Raw genomic sequence first — 15,840 nt, 5'->3', positions numbered from 1 at the left:
GTGTACATCACTCGCAATGGTGCTTTAAAGTTTCAATGTTTTCCTCAAAGTAATCTTGAAGCCAGCAAGCTATTGCTGGATTTTGAACTTCTTTAATGTTCCCAAGAACTCTATTTAATTCAAAACTATCAAAAATGAATTTCTTCTCATTAAAGGAATGACAGTAAACAAGCTGAACATCAGGATGAGCAATAAGAAGGGAAATGAGCGATGCTGGCATATTCCCAAGCGGTGGACGGTCAATATGGTCATAGCGGAAACTTGCCCACACCCGAGTGCCCTTGCCAGGCGCAGACTCTATTTCAAACTCTCCATCGCATAACTCGGCAAGTTGTTTTAAAAAAGGTATTCCCAATCCTACTCTCCTTGTAGTTCGACTCGTATAAAAAGGGTCTGTTACAGCGAGCAATGTGTCCCCATCCATTCCTTTCCCGTTATCCTTTACCTCGAAATATAGCCACCCCCCCGCGCAGTCTTCTGTTATTCGTATATCCACCCATGTTGCTCCCGCATTAATGCTATTTTCTGCTATATCTAATACGTGTTGAGAAAAGTCTTCTAACACGGTGTCCCTCCTCGGTGTTTTTATTTAAGGGGAAGATAGATATTTGCCCTCAGCATTTCAAGAATGTTTGCATCAAAGGCTTCAGCGTCAAGACTGCTTAGGCTGTCACTCATTTCCTCAATGGCTTTTTCGGCCTTTTCGCAGAAAGACCTAATACCAAGAGAGTCCATGAGAACAGCAAAATTTTCTTCATCTTCTTCGAGGAACCGCCCAGTGAGCATCCCAAAAAGAATGGTAGCGGAGGCAAGCCAATTGGCAAGTTCCTGAGAAAGACTCCAAGCATCTTCAAAAAGAATAGAGAAATTGTAATCTTCTTCTTGCTGTTCATCAAGTGTTTCAAAATCAGGTTCCGGAATATAGCCTAAAATATAGAAAGGAATTTCAGGACCAACTTTGAAAGCATCCCATAAAGCTCGATAAGCCCCCTTATCCGGACCGGAAAGCATATATGCGGCAATAGCCATGGCATGCTGACGGGCCGCGGATATTTCTTCATCTCTTATGGCTCTCTCGAGAACCTCAGAAAACCGCTGAAGCTCAATAAGACAACGATACATAAGGGTTTTACCAAGAGTTACCCCTTCTTCATCGTATGAAATTATTTCTTCTGCAATCTCCAGTGCTTCTTCGGGCCGAGCTTCTGATAGCAGTGCAAACCCCAGTCGCTGCAATAAACCTATATAAATAATGCCCTCCTCTTCATCCATCAGTTCTTTGCGATTCACAAGATCGGCCTCTTCCACCATGTTGCGCATGGGTTCAAGGGCCTGCTTCAAAAGATCCAGCTTTTCATCAGAATACTCAGTAGTATCTGCAAGAAGGATAAGAGCCTCTGGATGCCCAGGATCTATTTCAAGAATCTGTCGGGCCAATTTAGAAATTGTTTCTATATCATCGCTTTGGTATGCTTGTTCAAGTAGCTTTTCTATTCGTTCCATTTCGGAATAAGACATATTGTTTCCTCCTAGCCTTATTAGTTATCTTGACAGTGTAAAGGAAAAAGTGGAGCCCCGTCAATTCTTTGGTTCTTGCGTGAATGAAAACAACACTCTAAGATAATAACGAGATGGTTTTGGGCGAAAGGAGAGATTCTATGATGACGCGACTAAGAAGAGGCCGTTGCCGCTTTTTTATTTTGGCAACACTGATAACCCTTATAAGCTTGGGATGGGGCTTTACCCAGGCTGCCTGGGCCAAAACCCCGGAAGAACGGATTGCCGGATCTGTAAAACTACTTCGAGAAATGCAAGAACAGTCCGATATAGGGACAATGGCAGATTTGCTGGAAAGAGCAAAAGGGGTGGCAATATTCCCCTCAGTCATTAAGGCGGGATTTGTCTTTGGCGGGAAATATGGTGAAGGTCTTGTACTCAAAAGAGATTCGGTGACGGGGAAATGGTATGGGCCAAGCTTTGTTACCATTGCAGGAGCTTCATGGGGATTGCAAATCGGAGCCGAGTCTATTGGATTGGTTCTTGTGATCACCAACGAAAGAGGTCTTGAAGGTTTTATGGGAAATAATGTGGAGCTCAGCGGAGACCTCGGGGTAGCAGCCGGGCCTCTGGGGCGTCGTGGAGAGCTTGGAACTGACATAAAGCTCAAAGCATCAATCTATAGCTACTCCATTACGAAGGGGCTTTTTGCTGGCATGTCTCTTGAAGGGGCAGCTATCAATGTGGACGATAACGCTAATACTGTCTATTGGGGAAAACCTACAACAGCTTCCCAGGCTCTTAAAAAGGGAGCGACGAGCAATAAGATCAAAACTCTTATCAATGAGCTGCAGAAAGTGATTAAGGAAGCGAAATAGCGCAAAAGAAATGCATAAGAATGGGAAGGGGTTAACCCCTTCCCATTCTTATGACATCCTGTTAGATAATGAGCTTCCGCCCGCCGCCTCGGCGCTCTTTTCCGCTTAATTGGTCAAGTTGCTGCAACACTTGAGGCGAAGCCACATCAATTTTAGGCTTTCTGGCTTCTTCCATAGCAGCTTCCTGCATCTTCTGTTCATACTCTTTTATCTGCTCTTTAAGTTTTTCTGCGTCTCCCTTGATCCAGAGCAAAATGCTCTCGGCTATGGCGTTCACAACCTCATCATCCGGTTCCTCTCTCGTAAGCCCCAGTTCTTTCAGCAAACGGTGTTCGTCACGAATGGATTCGACAACATCTTCATCAGTAATGAGCCCCTTTTTATATAGAACTCTGAAGATGATATTTAGACGGCTCTTAAGATTTTCTTCGTTCATGGCCATCCCATCCACACGAGCAAGCAAGGCGCTCAAAAGCTCATCAAGACTAATCTGCATCGGCATGTGTCGATCCTCCTCTCTTCTCGTAAAATTCAATTTTATATTCTAGCACATTTCAATATCTGGCTTGTAGGTTAAACATTGAAACGAATTTCTATCATGTCGCCATCCTGCACGAGGTATTCCTTTCCTTCAAGGCGCAGCACGCCCTTATCGCGGCAGGCGGGCATGGAATCTCCACAGGCTACAAAATCAGGGTAGTGTACAACCTGGGCTCGAATAAATCCTCTTGCCAAATCAGAGTGAATTGCCCCCGCAGCCTCTACAGCTGTAGCATCTTTTTTCAGCGTCCATGCCTTCACTTCATCTTTTCCCGTAGTAAAAAAGGAGATGAGTCCAAGCAGGCTATAGGCTTCCTGAATGAGACGTTCTCTGCCAGCCTCTTTGATGCCCAGGTCTGCCATGAATTCCCTCTGCTCATCCTCCGAGAGATCTGCCATCTCCATTTCCATCCGGCCAAAAACCTGCACAAGGCCTAGGCCTCGTTCTTTTGCAATAGACATTATTGCGTCAAGGCCTGGCACGTGCCCTTCAGTCTGGGTTTCGTCAAGATTGAGCACGATCATTTCAGGCTTCAGGGTCAGAAAAGCAAAGCCGCTCAATTTTCGCTGTTCATCTTCTGATAAACCAAGCTCTCTAAGAGGTTTTTCCTCCATAAGGAAGGCCTGGCAACGTTCAAGGAGCTTTTTTTCTTCCTCCTCTTCAGGAAGAAGACGTTTCTTTGCTGCTAAACGGGACAGCCTATTATCGATAACTCCGAGGTCTCGATAAATAAGTTCCATTTCCACTATATTCCAGTCCCGTGCTGGATCGATATTATCTTCCGGATGGGGAACTTCCGGGTTATCAAAAGTTCTGACCACATGGACAAGGGCATCTGACTCAGCCACAAAAGAAAGAAAAGCATTTCCCAGGCCGGCTCCTTTGCTGGCATCCCGGGAAAGTCCCGCCAAGTCAACAAACTCCACAGTAGCCGGCGTCTGTTTTTTCGGCTCAAAGATCGTAACGAGATGCTCAAATCTTGGGTCAGGAACTGAAACCATTGCTCGGTTGGGATCGGTTTTACCACTGGCATAGGGCTTTACTTCTGCTCCAGCTCTAGTTATAACATTGAAGACAGTGCTTTTGCCACAAAGGGGCAAACCCACTATACCGCATTTCAGCATGAGGGCATTCCTCCTGTTCATTCATTTATCCATTTATACATGGCGAACATGCATTATAATTGTATTATACGCTTCTGCTAATTAGAAAAAAGAAAAGGAGGTCTTTTCTTCTATGAAAAAGCTCTTGTCTCTATGCTTCGCCACCTTTGTCATCATGTTGACAAGCATATCACTCTTTGCTGCTGAAATGGTTATAGAGCATGTATATGTCTACCCGAGGGGAGCACAAATACGATTGAAGGCAAATGTAACTGGTGAAGGTAAAATTTTGCTTCCCAACACTTTCGATCTCGAAAGTATCAGTGTCATTCCTGAAGATGGCCTTTTATTAGAGAAGGTACAAATTGTGGTTTTGAATGATGCTCAGTGGCTCCCTCCCTCCCTTGTCCCCCTCCAGCTTCGCCTGGAAGACAAAAAAAGGGAGCTCTCGTCCCTAAAATCCCAAGCTGTCGCATTAAAACAATGGTCCGCACTAATAGAAAGCTCCACGCCCGCCGACCTTTCTGTTCATAATCTGGAATCCTATTTGCAGGCAGCGGAAGAATCCCGACAAAAGAAAGAGCAGGAAAGAGCCGCTGTAGAAAGCGACATCGAAAGAGTTGAACAGGAGATTACCGATATAAAGGGAGAAATTGAAGAGAAAAAACCTCAAACTCAGGGGAAGGTTATAGCTATAGAATATAAGACTCTGACAAGTGGCAGTCTTTTCATAGAAGGGTGGACACCCCATGCCCGCTGGGTTCCTGAATATAGTCTTTCTCTTTCCACCAATGAAGGAAGAGTGGAGGGGCAACTATTGGCTAAAGTGCGGCAGCATACCGGACTTATCTGGAATGGAATTATACAGCTCCATACGGCCCAGCCCGTCTCTTCTGTTGAAACCCCTGACATTCCTCCTTTGGTCGCAACCTTTACAGAGCCTCTCTATGGCTCTGGCGCTCAGCAAAATGGGCGAATGCTTAAAACTATGGCAGTAGAAGAAACAGCGATACCTTCTGCTGTAGAAGAAACAATTACAGACCGTTTCTTCACTACTAAGGGAAAGATATCGGGGGATAATATGCCTGTTACACTGCTGCTGCGTGATTTCACAATGCCTGCAACAGTTTCCATAGAGTGTATCCCTCTTCTTTCATCCCAGGCCTGGATAATGGCTTCTTCAGAAGCCATCGAAGATCCGCTCCTACCTGGAAAGGCCGACCTATTTATCGACGGAATGGGGTCAGGGAGAACTAGATTGCCAGCCTTGGCGCGAGGAGAGAAGCTTACTCTGGCCTTCGGCCAGACACCCTCTGTTACCGCTACACGGGAAGAAATTATCCCTAAAGAAGGAAGCAACTGGTTTGGCAAAGGAAAACTGGCTCAGGGTTATACCCTTAATATTACAAACGGTCTGCCCTTTGAAGCTGAGCTTATGATCAAAGACAGAATTCCTGTATCTGCCCATGAAAAAATAACAGTAGAAGTAGAGACCCTGGATCCCCAGCCTGCGGAAAAAGATGAGAAAAAGGGAGTTCTTACGTGGAAAAAGAAATTTAAAGCAGGGGAACAATGGCAAATTTCAGTAGTCTATCGACTTTCTTTCCCCTCTGATAAAGAGATCTGGCTGAAATAAGTTTGAAAAGGGAGAGTGAATGATATATGAATGTTACTGTGGTCGTCGATGATTATTGCGGCACATCTAAACTGCTAGGAGAACATGGTCTCAGTATGTATATAGAAACTCCTAGGGGCTCTTTGCTTTTTGATACGGGGAGGGGGGCCTCCCTTTACCCAAACGCATCGGCCCTTGAGGTTCCTCTTGGCAATCTCAATGGAATCGTTCTTAGCCACGGTCATTTTGACCACACGTGGGGATTGCCTGAAATCTTGAGGCGTGAAGGAAATTTGCCCGTATGGGCTTCTCCATTTTTCGACCGCCAGCGATTTGCGCGGAAAGGAGAAGAACTGGAGATTGCCGGAAGCCTTTTTAGCAAAGACGACCTGAACTTTCGCCCTGTAAATGATAGAACTGAAATTATAGATGCCATATGGGCCATAACAATACCACTCTCAGAAAGAAATCCTGATTTTGTTCCAGTGGATCCCGATCTCGTAATAAAAGAGAACGGTGAGCTCAAAGCTGACCTTATGGAAGATGATCTTTCTCTTGTAGTTCGAGGTATTAATGGATATAGCGTCATTCTCGGATGCGCCCACGCTGGAACCGTGAATATCCTTGAACGGGCTGCCCTTCTTTTTAACACCCGTGAATTTTACAGTGTTACTGGGGGCATGCATTTTCGAAGTCAGGGAAGAGGATTCCTTCTTCGTTCAGCGAAGGAGCTTAAAGACAAATTTTCTGTACAGCATTGGAGACCTTGTCACTGTACCGGCTTCAGCGCTGCTTTTATCCTTGGAGAGCAGCTATCAAATGTTGAATGGGCCCATTCGGGCTCTTCTTTTGAAATATAGAAATCCACAATGTGAAAGGGCGGCTTTTATAGCAAAGGCCGCCCTTCATATTTTTCTTATACTTCTACCCCAACACCCAGCTGTACAAGCACTCCGTCAGCCAAGGCGTTCAGCAATTCTTCATTTTTATATTCCTCCATGCGGCCCTGATCTCCCAGATGGGACAGTTCAAGATCGAGGGGGAATTTGCCAAGCACCGGGAGAGAGAATTTCTCTTCAATCTCCTTCACATGACTGGGACCGAAGACTTCTATAGCCTTGCCGCAATCAGGACAGGTCACATAGCTCATATTTTCGACAGCACCAAGAAGAGGAACCTCCATCATTTTAGTCATGTTAAGGGCCTTTTCCACCACCATTACAGAGAGTTCCTGAGGTGACGTCACTACAAGAAATCCGTCCAAATCAATAGTTTGCATGACGGTAAGAGGAGCATCGGCCGTTCCCGGGGGCAGGTCTACGATGATAAAATCGGTTTTATCCCACGCCACATCTTCCCAGAACTGCTTAATCACGCTAGCAATAATAGGCCCCCGCCAAACTACAGGCTTCGTTGGATCATCAAGAAGAAGATTGACAGACATGACTTTTATATCGAAAATCGATGATGCCGGAGGGATAATTCCCTGAGGAGAACCATACGGCGAATCGGTGACACCCATAAGTTTAGGAACGGAAGGACCAGTTATATCGGCATCAAGAATTCCTACAGAAAACCCCTTTTTAGCTAGAGCCACCGCCAATAGGCAGGATATGGAGCTCTTACCCACTCCACCTTTGCCGCTGCCCACAGCAATAACTTTTCCAACGTCCTTTTTCTTTTTAGAGCATCCACTGCAACCTTCGCAGGAAGACTTTCCACAAGACATTTCGTTACATCCTTGCTCAGACATATATCGTTCCTCCCTGTCAACATCTCCATATAAAGAAATTTTTACCTTCTCTTTTATACGCCTAGCGATAGATAGCGTCAAGTAATATACACTCTTGTCGACTTTTCCGAATAGGTTTATAGCAAAAAATCCATCAGGAGGCGATCTTTAAGGAATTAGCGCTGGGTTCCTGTTCTGGAGGTAATGGCAGTTTTCTTGGCGCAGCAGCTAACCTTGTAGTAGGATTTTATGCGGTGTGTACCTTGTCATTCGAACTCGAACACGTCTATAAGGAAACGATATCCCCCTCTGGACTATAAAGAGGAGGAACGACCATCACCTTTTCGGGGCGCACCCCTTTCTCCTGTATGGCGTTCAAGGACAGGCGCCCCGCAATGGCTCCCAGCTCGAAGGCCGGCCAGTCAAGGCAATAACTTTTCAGAAGTCTAGCCACATTGGGGTATCCGCACAGGACCACATTCTCTCCCCCCCCCGATATGGGGATATCATGGGATGAATCGACCACATACAGCGGGGGCAAGGTTTTGAGGGAGGGCCCTTTTAGAAAGGAGGCAATATCCCTGAAGAAAGGTGCCGACCCACTTCTAACCTCACAGACTCTCCCCTTCGCTATTTTTTGAAGTTTCTGAGCCCCCCTTTCCACATCGATCAACACAGAAAAACCTCGTGGGTTCTCCGAACCCACCGCTACCAATGGCCCGTCAAAGGAAAGGTCTGGTACGGCGCCAGCTATCCAGATAATGCCATCCACATTACGAGAAAGGAGATCCCTGGCCACAACATTTTTCTGGGAAGGGCCCTGTCCCGAACATTTGACAAGCAAACTGTAGCTCTGCTTCGACGCGACACGGTCAAGGCCTGACAAAAAGCTTCCTACCCATGGCTGTGAGAGGTCTACAAAGACTACCCCCAAAAGACCTGTCCTATTGCTCGATAATCCCCTTGCCACAGCATCAGGCTGATATCCAAGAGCTTTGGCCGCTTTCCAAACCCTTTCTCTCGTAGATGCTGATATCCTTGAGTCTCCCTTGAGCGCCCTGCTAACTGTCGCTTTATTAACATTAGCCAGTTTAGCTACATCTTCCATCTTAACTTTCACCGCTGGCACCTCGTTTTGTTGAATCTGTCCATTCAATCAGTGTTCGTAACATCCACCGCCAATAAACTCTCTTAATATGGAATTGGACGGAACATTTTCAGAAGGTAGGGGGGGCACAAACTTTAACATGGAAAGAAGCCGCCTTGCCTCCCCATGCATAGATGAAGATTCTGGAACAGTCTGCAAGAGAGGCTGCGCATACCCCCTCAAGACCGCTAGCTCATAGGGCAAAGAGGAATTAAACATGGCAACAGCGCTGCTCTGGTAGGGGAAAATATACTCTCTTGCCCCTTTAATGACCGATGGCCAAAGATCGAGGGTCCGCTCAGCCGAATGTCCTCTTGTTCTATAATCCCTGATCATCCGTCGCAACAACCTATTGTCCGTAGTACTTGTCCGATTGTGTTCGTCAAGATTGATACCCGTCAAAGGGGACACGAAAATACCAAATTTCATCTCTTCTGGAACAACTGCCGTTACCTTTTCATTTAAACCATGGATACCTTCAATAATAAGGACATCGTGTTTGTTGAGGCGAAGAGTTGCTCCAGGAAATTTTTTGCCTTTAATAAAATCAAACTCTGGAACTCTAACCTCTTCCCCCTTAAGAAGCTTGGCAAGCTGGCTTTCTAGAAGGTCGAGATCTATTGCCTCTAAAACTTCAAAATCATAATTCCCCTGTTCGTCAAGAGGCGTTTTCTCCCTATCCACGAAATAGTTATCAAGAGAGATCACTGTGGGATTTAAACCACAGACCTGAAGCTGGATCTTTAGCCGTTTCGCTGTTGTTGTCTTCCCTGATCCGGAAGGACCTGCAATAACTATGACTTTTGTTTTTTCCCGCAGTGCTACGTCTTCCGCAATACGGCTGAGGCGTTGAGAATGAAAGGCTTCTGAAATAAGAACCAGTTCAAGCCCCTTTCCCTGGGCTATTTTTGCGTGAAAACTATCCATGGTCTTAAGGCCTAAAATTTCCAGCCATTTAGCGTAGTCAAGAAAGACCCCGGAAAGTTTTTTCGATGCCCTGAAGGGCGGAAGCCGGTCTGGGTAGGAAACAGTAGGAAACTGCAGAACCATTCCAGGGGGGAAATACTTCAGTTCAAAAACACGAAGATATCCTGTTGAAGGGGCCAGAGGAGCGTAATAAAAACCATAGTTGTCTTCGCAACGATAAAGCTCTACAGGATCCTCAGCCGCCCACATAAAGAGTCTGGCGCTTTCAGGATTGCCCTGACGCTCAAAAATACGCCGGGCCTTATCAAGAGGAACAACCTCGCGGGTAATGGGAACATCTCGGTTGACCAGATCCCTGAGAGCCTTGTTTATACGAAGAACTTCTTCCTCCGTTAAATCCCTATCTGGAAGCTCCCAATAATATCCGTCACTAATGGAATGTTTAATGGTCACATTTTTTCCCAATGCCCGCTGGGCTGCCAATACAAGCGAAAAACTCAGAGAACGACGATATACTTCCATCCCCTCAAAGGAAGAGGTGTCTACAAATTCCACTTCCGAGTCTTCATCTACAACCCAGCCCAAAGGGCGAAGATAACTGTTGACACGCCAGGCAACTATATGGGATCCTCCATCAATATCAGCTTTAGAGAGAACATCTTTCCCACTCATGGCACTAGAACACTCGCACGTATGGTAGTTACGAATATTGATCTGGAAAGACATTTTTCTCCTCCTTTCGGGCAATTTCGTTATTGCTCTATAATCTTTACTTTTCTATCTGGTATGATTTACTTTACTACAAGAAGGCAAATCCGTCTTGAATTGTTTGTGGAGGGCGATTGATATGACTGGGAAAAAAACCACGAAGAACAGGTCTGTTAAAATATATGAACACGTAGCTGAAGAAATAAAAGAGCTTATTACCCGGGGAGAAATATCCCAGGGAGATCCTCTTCCCCCTGAAAGACAACTTATAGAAGACCTTAACGTGAGTCGAAGTTCTCTGAGGGAAGCTTTTCGCATCCTGGAGCTAGTAGGGCTTATAGAAAGCATCCCGGGGAAAGGACGTTTTGTCCGCAAGTCCCGTTTTGATACCCAGAATATGAGAATGCCACTGCAGGACGAAGCCATTCTAGAACTGGTAGAAGCCCGCATGATTCTAGAACCTGCCATCGTGTCAGAAGCCGTTAAACATGCCACCCCCACAGATCTGACCCGCATACGGAAGATACTGACCCTTACAAGCAAAGATGTAGAGTCCCTTGAACATCGCGCTCAGTGCGATTATGACTTTCATTTGCTTCTCGCCGAAGCTACTCATAATTTCGTTTTCGTCAACATTGTAAAAATGACCTTTAATCTAATTATGGAAACCCATGAGAGGATCTATTCTCTTCTTGATGACAAGGAGATCTTTCTTAAAGAACATAAAGAGATTTATCAATGCATATTGGCAAGGGACATAAAAAAGGCTCAGCGTTTCATGACCAACCATGTAGCCAGAGTATATAAAACACTCCTTGATGGCATTGCCTTGGGAGAGGAAGGGAGACTTCTTCATAATGAAGAAACCTCAAAGCGTTAAGAATTACATTCTGGCTTCTCTCTCTGTAGTTATAATTGCTCTTATCGCTGCTCTATCTTTTCATAAAATGGTACTGAAATCGTGGAATACAGAGGATTCGGTTATTGTCAGTATAGACCGTGTGGGAAAGGTTCGAGGTACTGAAACGCCTCTGCCCTTTAACAATTCCACGGCTGAACGCGAAAAAGCTTCGCCGGAAACAGAAGAATCTCCATGGGAAACAGAATACATTGATATTACTGTGACCTTTCTCAATGGAGAGAAAAAAGGGGAATCAGAAGATATCCTTATTACGCAACTGTCAACATCATCATTGAAGTTGACCGAGGGGCGCAGATATCTTCTTGTCTGCGACCGCTTCGAAGATGGTACCCTCCAGTACTCTATAAGCGATCGGTATAGAATCCCCTGGGTCATCGCTTTTCTGATCTTAGCGTCAGGGGGGCTCATTGCTTCTGCCGGGAAGGCCGGCTTCAGGGCCCTGGCCGGGCTTCTTCTTTCCCTGGCTGTACTGTTGGGATGGTATGTACCAGCTCTTGCCAAGGGGGTGGCGCCAATACCCTTTGCCATCCTTACAATAGGCGCCGTTTCTATTATTACCGTTCTTCTTGTGGTTAGACGCCCGGCGTTCTGGATCGTTGCCTTTTTGGGGGCCCTTGGTGGAGCCATTGCCGCGTCCACGGTAGGCTGGATTATAGTTAAGACATGGCAATTGACTGGATTGGCAAGCGACAGCGCCAGCCTTCTAGCTTCCACTATTCCCAACCTTTCTATGGAAGGCTTGCTTCTTGCGGCTGTCATGATCGGTGCTATCGGGGCCGTACTCGATGTAGCTGTTTCAGTTACATCAACTCTAGCCGAACTTTTTTCATACGACTCCCACATAGAAAGCCATCGCCTCTGGCAAGCTGGCATTGGAGTTGGCCGAGAAGTTTTAGGAAGCATGATCAACACCCTGATCCTGGCCTACCTAGGAAGCTCTCTTCCTTTCACCATCCTTATTTCTTACGCAGGGATCGATGCCATGGCCCTTCTTAACGACCCTTATATTGCGCAGGAACTGTTAAGAAGCGTTGCGGGAACTATCGGACTTCTCCTTACGATCCCCATCACTACCGGAGTTTGTGTCTGGTGGCTGGATTTCAGGTTGCGCTCTAAAAAGAGCGCCGGATAAAAAGACTGATCAGGAGAGACCCAATACTGTCGCCCACAAAGGAATTGTAACAATTGAACATAAAGTTGACGCGGCAATGGACTCTGCCGTGTATGCCGGATCCATCCCCATGCCTTTAGCCACAATATAAGAGTTTACGGCAATAGGCATGGAAGACACAAGCACTGTTGTCTGAAAAAGAATGGGATCAACTGGCCAGAGGAGCAAAAAAAGCCACACAATTGAAGGGAAAATAACAAGCTTGAACAAAAGAGTTTCCCACGTTTCTTTAAGAGACGCCCCTACCCTCGTAAGGTTAAGGGATGCCCCAAGGGCGAGGAGTGCAAGACCATTGCCTACATTCCCTAAGGCCTTAAGAGCTTCGTCGATCCATCTGGGCATGGGGCCCGTTCCTGCAAGGGCAAAGATAATTCCTGCGATACAGGCCATTATAAGGGGGTTGGTAAATATTTTTTTAAACGCATCTTTTAATGCACTGATACGAAAGCTTCCAGAGAGGACGATCTGCCCCCATGCTATGGAAATGAGCTGGTAGCCAGCCATCACCACGGCAAGGTAGAGGGAGAGGGCCTGAAGACCGGCTTCCCCCAAAGCGACAGAAACAGCGGGGACGCCCATAAAGATATTGTTGGAACGAATGGACACCATGGTCAGAACAGCAAGACGTTCCTTTTTCAGTCCCACAAACCGGCCGAAGATCAACGCCATCGGAGGTGCAATCATAAGTGAAACATAAACGGCCTTAACAAAATTCCCTCCAGAGAGAATTCCTACGTCTGCATTGTAAGTTACTCTAAAAAGGAGGGCTGGGAGAGCTACCCAATACAAAATAAAATTCATTCCAGCAAAAGCTTCTTCCCTTACAAGACCTTTATTTCTGATGAACCATCCAATGCCGACGATAATGACAATAGGAAGAACAATGAAAAAGCTTCCCACGAAAAACCACACTCCCCTCAGTTCAAATGGTATTATACAATCTACGTAGGCAAAAAGGTCATAGAAATATAATATTAAGCAAAAAATAATCAGGGAAGGTGATGAGACCTGATGCAAGTACCAAAACATATTTTTAGAGAATATGACATTCGCGGAATAGCCGACACCGAACTCACTGAAAAAACAGTTACCGCTATCGGCAAGGCATACGGGACATTCCTTTACAGAGAGGGAATTACGTCGATTACCGTAGGAGGGGACGTAAGGCTCTCTACAGACCGAATCAAAAAAAATGTCATCGATGGCGTAACGTGGGCAGGAATTCATGTTACGGATATTGGGGTTGCCACCTCTCCCCTTCTTTATTGGAGTCAGTTCCGCTTCAATTTTGATGGGGGTATTATGGTAACGGGCAGCCATAACCCCAAAGATATGAACGGCTTAAAATTGGCTTATGGCAAGAGCACCATGTACGGAGAGCAAATACAACTAATCCTCTCAATGATAGAGAAGGATGACTTCGAAAAAGGCCCTGCTCCAGGGACAATAAAAAAAGCAAATATCTGGGAAGAATATATTGCCATGCTTCTCTCAAAGATAAAACTGGGACCCAGAAAACTAAAAGTGGCAGCAGATGCTGGCAATGGAACCGCTGGCCTTTATATTCAAACCTTCCTTGAAAAACTGGGATGTGAAGTCGTTCCCCTTTTCTGTGAACCTGACGGGACATTTCCAAACCATCATCCAGATCCCCTTAAAAGAGAAAATCTCACCTTTCTAATAGAAAAAGTGAGGCAGGAAAAAGCAGATCTGGGGATCGCTTTTGATGGAGACGCCGATCGTATTGGCGTAGTAGATGAAAAAGGAACAGTCATATGGGGAGACACCCTCATGGGACTCTATTGGCGTGAGATTCTCCCTAAATATCCTGGGGCCGTGGCAATTATCGAAGTCAAGTGTTCACAGGCCCTTGAAGATGAGATTTTGAGACTTGGTGGGAAACCGCTTTATTACAAGGCAGGACACTCTCTTATTAAAGCAAAGATGAAAGAAGTGGATGCCCTCTTTGCAGGAGAACTTTCTGGCCATATGTTCTTTGCTGATGAGTTTTACGGCTTTGATGATTCTTTCTATGCTGCGGGACGACTTCTCAGAATTCTCTCTAACGACGCGCGGTCTCTTTCAGAAATGCTCGTTGACTATCCTGTCTACTACAGCACTGCTGAAATACGGGTAGACTGCCCCGATGAAAAGAAATTTCAGGTTATCGAAAAAATAAAGGAAGAAGCCCTCAAGGATCACGATGCCATTACCATTGATGGTGTGAGGATTCTCTATGACCGGCGTGGATGGGGGCTTGTGAGGGCGTCAAACACTCAGCCGGTGCTTGTTACTCGATGCGAGGGGAAAACTCAAGAGGATCTGGACCATATTACAAGAGATATGAAACAGCGAATGTTAGACGTTGGGATTCCCGATTTTGAGTGGACATACTAATATATGCCAAGGAGCCCTGTTGCGGGGCTCCTTTTCAATGCTTTTTCTGCCATAGAAGGTTGCCTTTTTCTACAAAAGGTACAATCAGTCCCTTTTTCTCCAGAAAGGTTAGATAGGCTGAAAGGGAACTGGAGTTAAGGACATACTGTACGGGATTCATTTCCAGATCCCATTTTTGCACCAGCAAGGCGAGGATTTCTTCACGGCTACGGGGAACAGAACACAAGTCATGAACAGCGTGACTTAAAGCCTCGATTCCCTTCCTATTTTCATTTACGAGAGGACGAATATCTTCAACTGGCTCCGCATGACAGGGAACAAACCATGCAGCTTCAAGTTTTTCCAACATATCTAATGTAGCGAGAGTTGCCTCCACATCAAAAGCAACCATAAAACGATATTTTTCTATGACTTCTTTTGCAAAGAGGCTGTCCGCAATATAACAAACCCCATCTGCCGAAAGAAAACCAATCATATTGATAAAGTGGCCAGGAAGGGCTAATACCGTTAAGTCCGTATCAGGCACTCTTTCACCAGGAGATAATATTTGCGTTACAAGAGAAGGGGCTGCCTGAAGAAACTTTCCGGTCAGGGCACGAAAAGGAGCGGCTCCCCACAAGAGCATCGGCTCCAAAAATGGATTTTGAATTACAGTATCTTCTATTGAACTTGCCCAAATGGGACATGCCGTTTTTTTCTGCAAATAGGCGTTTCCTCCAACGTGATCAGCGTTGGAGTGAGTATTGAGAATCCCTCTGAGTTTCAGATTATTTTCCTGTATCAGTCTGAAAAGCCGCCGCCCTGACGTTTCATCACCTCCACTATCGATAAGAAAACAACCATCTTTCCCATCTTTCCAGAGGCCGACATTGACTCGTCCAGGAATATAGCAGCTTTGTCCTTTCAATATTTTTATTTCCATGGCATTTATCCCCTTTACAAAAAACTTTTTGAACTTTGCATTTCCTTTTTTCCATGCTAAAATGACTTTGTTTGGTCCGTACCAATAAGGGTCAGTAGTCAAATGGTTCGGATTTAATGTTTTTCAGGAGGTGGAACAGCAGTGGAGATGAAAAAAGCAAAAGAGAGCTCTAAGAGTATTCGCGCGAAGCACCTAAACGACCAGAGTGACTCCTTCTCTAACGAGATGTCAGACCTGAATCAGGAATTATACCGTTGCCGTTACGATTCATAGAATAAGG

Annotated in this window: 15 protein-coding genes; 6 read left to right on the top strand and 9 right to left on the bottom strand. The window is 45.6% G+C overall.

The window, feature by feature from the left end:
• Positions 1-7: 7 nt before the first annotated feature.
• Together AMICO_RS02195 and AMICO_RS02190 are read right to left on the bottom strand one after the other, a co-directional pair.
• Positions 8-565, bottom strand: a complete 558-nt coding sequence (locus tag AMICO_RS02195) for an ATP-binding protein (protein WP_013047840.1) — start codon at positions 563-565, stop codon at positions 8-10.
• A 20-nt stretch (positions 566-585) separates the two neighbouring features.
• Positions 586-1,518 (bottom strand): hypothetical protein, encoded by a 933-nt coding sequence (locus AMICO_RS02190; protein WP_013047839.1) that lies wholly within the window; start codon positions 1,516-1,518, stop codon positions 586-588.
• Positions 1,519-1,658: 140 nt separating this feature from the next.
• On the opposite strand from AMICO_RS02190, the gene AMICO_RS02185 reads away from it, so the two are divergent.
• The gene (locus tag AMICO_RS02185; protein ID WP_013047838.1) at positions 1,659-2,375 is read left to right on the top strand and encodes a lipid-binding SYLF domain-containing protein; all 717 of its coding nucleotides are present in this window, start codon (positions 1,659-1,661) and stop codon (positions 2,373-2,375) included.
• A gap of 61 nt (positions 2,376-2,436) precedes the next feature.
• On the opposite strand, the gene AMICO_RS02180 is transcribed toward AMICO_RS02185, so the two are convergent.
• On the bottom strand, positions 2,437-2,877 hold the full coding sequence (locus AMICO_RS02180) for a hypothetical protein (RefSeq protein ID WP_013047837.1): 441 nt from the start codon (positions 2,875-2,877) through the stop codon (positions 2,437-2,439).
• Between the two features lie 71 nt (positions 2,878-2,948).
• Entirely contained in the window at positions 2,949-4,040 is a 1,092-nt protein-coding gene (ychF, locus tag AMICO_RS02175) for a redox-regulated ATPase YchF (RefSeq protein ID WP_013047836.1), read from the bottom strand.
• A 112-nt stretch (positions 4,041-4,152) separates the two neighbouring features.
• Between ychF and AMICO_RS02170 the strand changes: the two genes are divergently transcribed.
• The gene (locus tag AMICO_RS02170; protein WP_013047835.1) at positions 4,153-5,655 is read left to right on the top strand and encodes a mucoidy inhibitor MuiA family protein; all 1,503 of its coding nucleotides are present in this window, start codon (positions 4,153-4,155) and stop codon (positions 5,653-5,655) included.
• 26 nt (positions 5,656-5,681) lie between these two features.
• On the top strand, positions 5,682-6,494 hold the full coding sequence (locus tag AMICO_RS02165; protein ID WP_013047834.1) for an MBL fold metallo-hydrolase: 813 nt from the start codon (positions 5,682-5,684) through the stop codon (positions 6,492-6,494).
• Positions 6,495-6,550: 56 nt separating this feature from the next.
• On the opposite strand, the gene AMICO_RS02160 is transcribed toward AMICO_RS02165, so the two are convergent.
• From AMICO_RS02160 to AMICO_RS02150, 3 genes are all read right to left on the bottom strand, one after another.
• Complete coding sequence (locus tag AMICO_RS02160) at positions 6,551-7,387, bottom strand: Mrp/NBP35 family ATP-binding protein (protein ID WP_013047833.1); 837 nt, start codon at positions 7,385-7,387, stop codon at positions 6,551-6,553.
• Between the two features lie 265 nt (positions 7,388-7,652).
• Positions 7,653-8,522 (bottom strand): LacI family DNA-binding transcriptional regulator, encoded by an 870-nt coding sequence (locus tag AMICO_RS09775; RefSeq protein ID WP_052292784.1) that lies wholly within the window; start codon positions 8,520-8,522, stop codon positions 7,653-7,655.
• Positions 8,523-10,166 (bottom strand): nucleoside kinase, encoded by a 1,644-nt coding sequence (locus AMICO_RS02150; RefSeq protein WP_013047831.1) that lies wholly within the window; start codon positions 10,164-10,166, stop codon positions 8,523-8,525. It lies immediately after the preceding gene.
• Between the two features lie 121 nt (positions 10,167-10,287).
• Between AMICO_RS02150 and AMICO_RS02145 the strand changes: the two genes are divergently transcribed.
• Complete coding sequence (locus AMICO_RS02145) at positions 10,288-11,028, top strand: FadR/GntR family transcriptional regulator (protein ID WP_013047830.1); 741 nt, start codon at positions 10,288-10,290, stop codon at positions 11,026-11,028.
• Positions 11,006-12,202 carry a YibE/F family protein gene (locus AMICO_RS02140; RefSeq protein WP_013047829.1) on the top strand — a complete coding sequence of 399 codons (1,197 nt, stop codon included), beginning with the start codon at positions 11,006-11,008 and terminating at the stop codon, positions 12,200-12,202. Before AMICO_RS02145 ends, AMICO_RS02140 begins: the two co-directional genes overlap by 23 nt.
• A gap of 9 nt (positions 12,203-12,211) precedes the next feature.
• Here AMICO_RS02140 and AMICO_RS02135 read toward each other — a convergent pair whose 3' ends face one another.
• Complete coding sequence (locus AMICO_RS02135; protein ID WP_013047828.1) at positions 12,212-13,141, bottom strand: AEC family transporter; 930 nt, start codon at positions 13,139-13,141, stop codon at positions 12,212-12,214.
• A gap of 111 nt (positions 13,142-13,252) precedes the next feature.
• Here AMICO_RS02135 and AMICO_RS02130 point away from each other — a divergent pair, with 111 nt between their 5' ends.
• A complete protein-coding gene (locus tag AMICO_RS02130) occupies positions 13,253-14,638 on the top strand; it encodes a phosphomannomutase/phosphoglucomutase (RefSeq protein WP_013047827.1) in 1,386 nt (461 codons plus the stop codon).
• Between the two features lie 34 nt (positions 14,639-14,672).
• Here the strand turns inward: AMICO_RS02130 and AMICO_RS02125 are convergent, their stop codons facing one another.
• Complete coding sequence (locus AMICO_RS02125; protein WP_013047826.1) at positions 14,673-15,560, bottom strand: MBL fold metallo-hydrolase; 888 nt, start codon at positions 15,558-15,560, stop codon at positions 14,673-14,675.
• Between the last annotated feature and the right edge of the window lie 280 nt (positions 15,561-15,840).

The organism is Aminobacterium colombiense DSM 12261 (assembly GCF_000025885.1).
Taxonomy (GTDB): Bacteria; Synergistota; Synergistia; order Synergistales; family Aminobacteriaceae; genus Aminobacterium; species Aminobacterium colombiense.
The sequence above is the reverse complement of the archived record's forward strand: the minus strand, read 5'-3'. Positions and strand labels throughout refer to the sequence as shown.

Bases quoted from the DNA above. Each gene is read 5' to 3' on its own strand.
- AMICO_RS02190 (WP_013047839.1), bottom strand. From the start codon at position 1,518: ATGTCTTATTCCGAAATGGAACGAATAGAAAAGCTACTTGAACAAGCA.
- AMICO_RS02185 (WP_013047838.1), top strand. From the start codon at position 1,659: ATGATGACGCGACTAAGAAGAGGCCGTTGCCGCTTTTTTATTTTGGCA.
- AMICO_RS02180 (WP_013047837.1), bottom strand. From the start codon at position 2,877: ATGCCGATGCAGATTAGTCTTGATGAGCTTTTGAGCGCCTTGCTTGCT.
- ychF (WP_013047836.1), bottom strand. From the start codon at position 4,040: ATGCTGAAATGCGGTATAGTGGGTTTGCCCCTTTGTGGCAAAAGCACT.
- AMICO_RS02170 (WP_013047835.1), top strand. From the start codon at position 4,153: ATGAAAAAGCTCTTGTCTCTATGCTTCGCCACCTTTGTCATCATGTTG.
- AMICO_RS02165 (WP_013047834.1), top strand. From the start codon at position 5,682: ATGAATGTTACTGTGGTCGTCGATGATTATTGCGGCACATCTAAACTG.
- AMICO_RS02160 (WP_013047833.1), bottom strand. From the start codon at position 7,387: ATGTCTGAGCAAGGATGTAACGAAATGTCTTGTGGAAAGTCTTCCTGC.
- AMICO_RS02150 (WP_013047831.1), bottom strand. From the start codon at position 10,166: ATGTCTTTCCAGATCAATATTCGTAACTACCATACGTGCGAGTGTTCT.
- AMICO_RS02145 (WP_013047830.1), top strand. From the start codon at position 10,288: ATGACTGGGAAAAAAACCACGAAGAACAGGTCTGTTAAAATATATGAA.
- AMICO_RS02140 (WP_013047829.1), top strand. From the start codon at position 11,006: ATGAAGAAACCTCAAAGCGTTAAGAATTACATTCTGGCTTCTCTCTCT.
- AMICO_RS02130 (WP_013047827.1), top strand. From the start codon at position 13,253: ATGCAAGTACCAAAACATATTTTTAGAGAATATGACATTCGCGGAATA.
- AMICO_RS02125 (WP_013047826.1), bottom strand. From the start codon at position 15,560: ATGGAAATAAAAATATTGAAAGGACAAAGCTGCTATATTCCTGGACGA.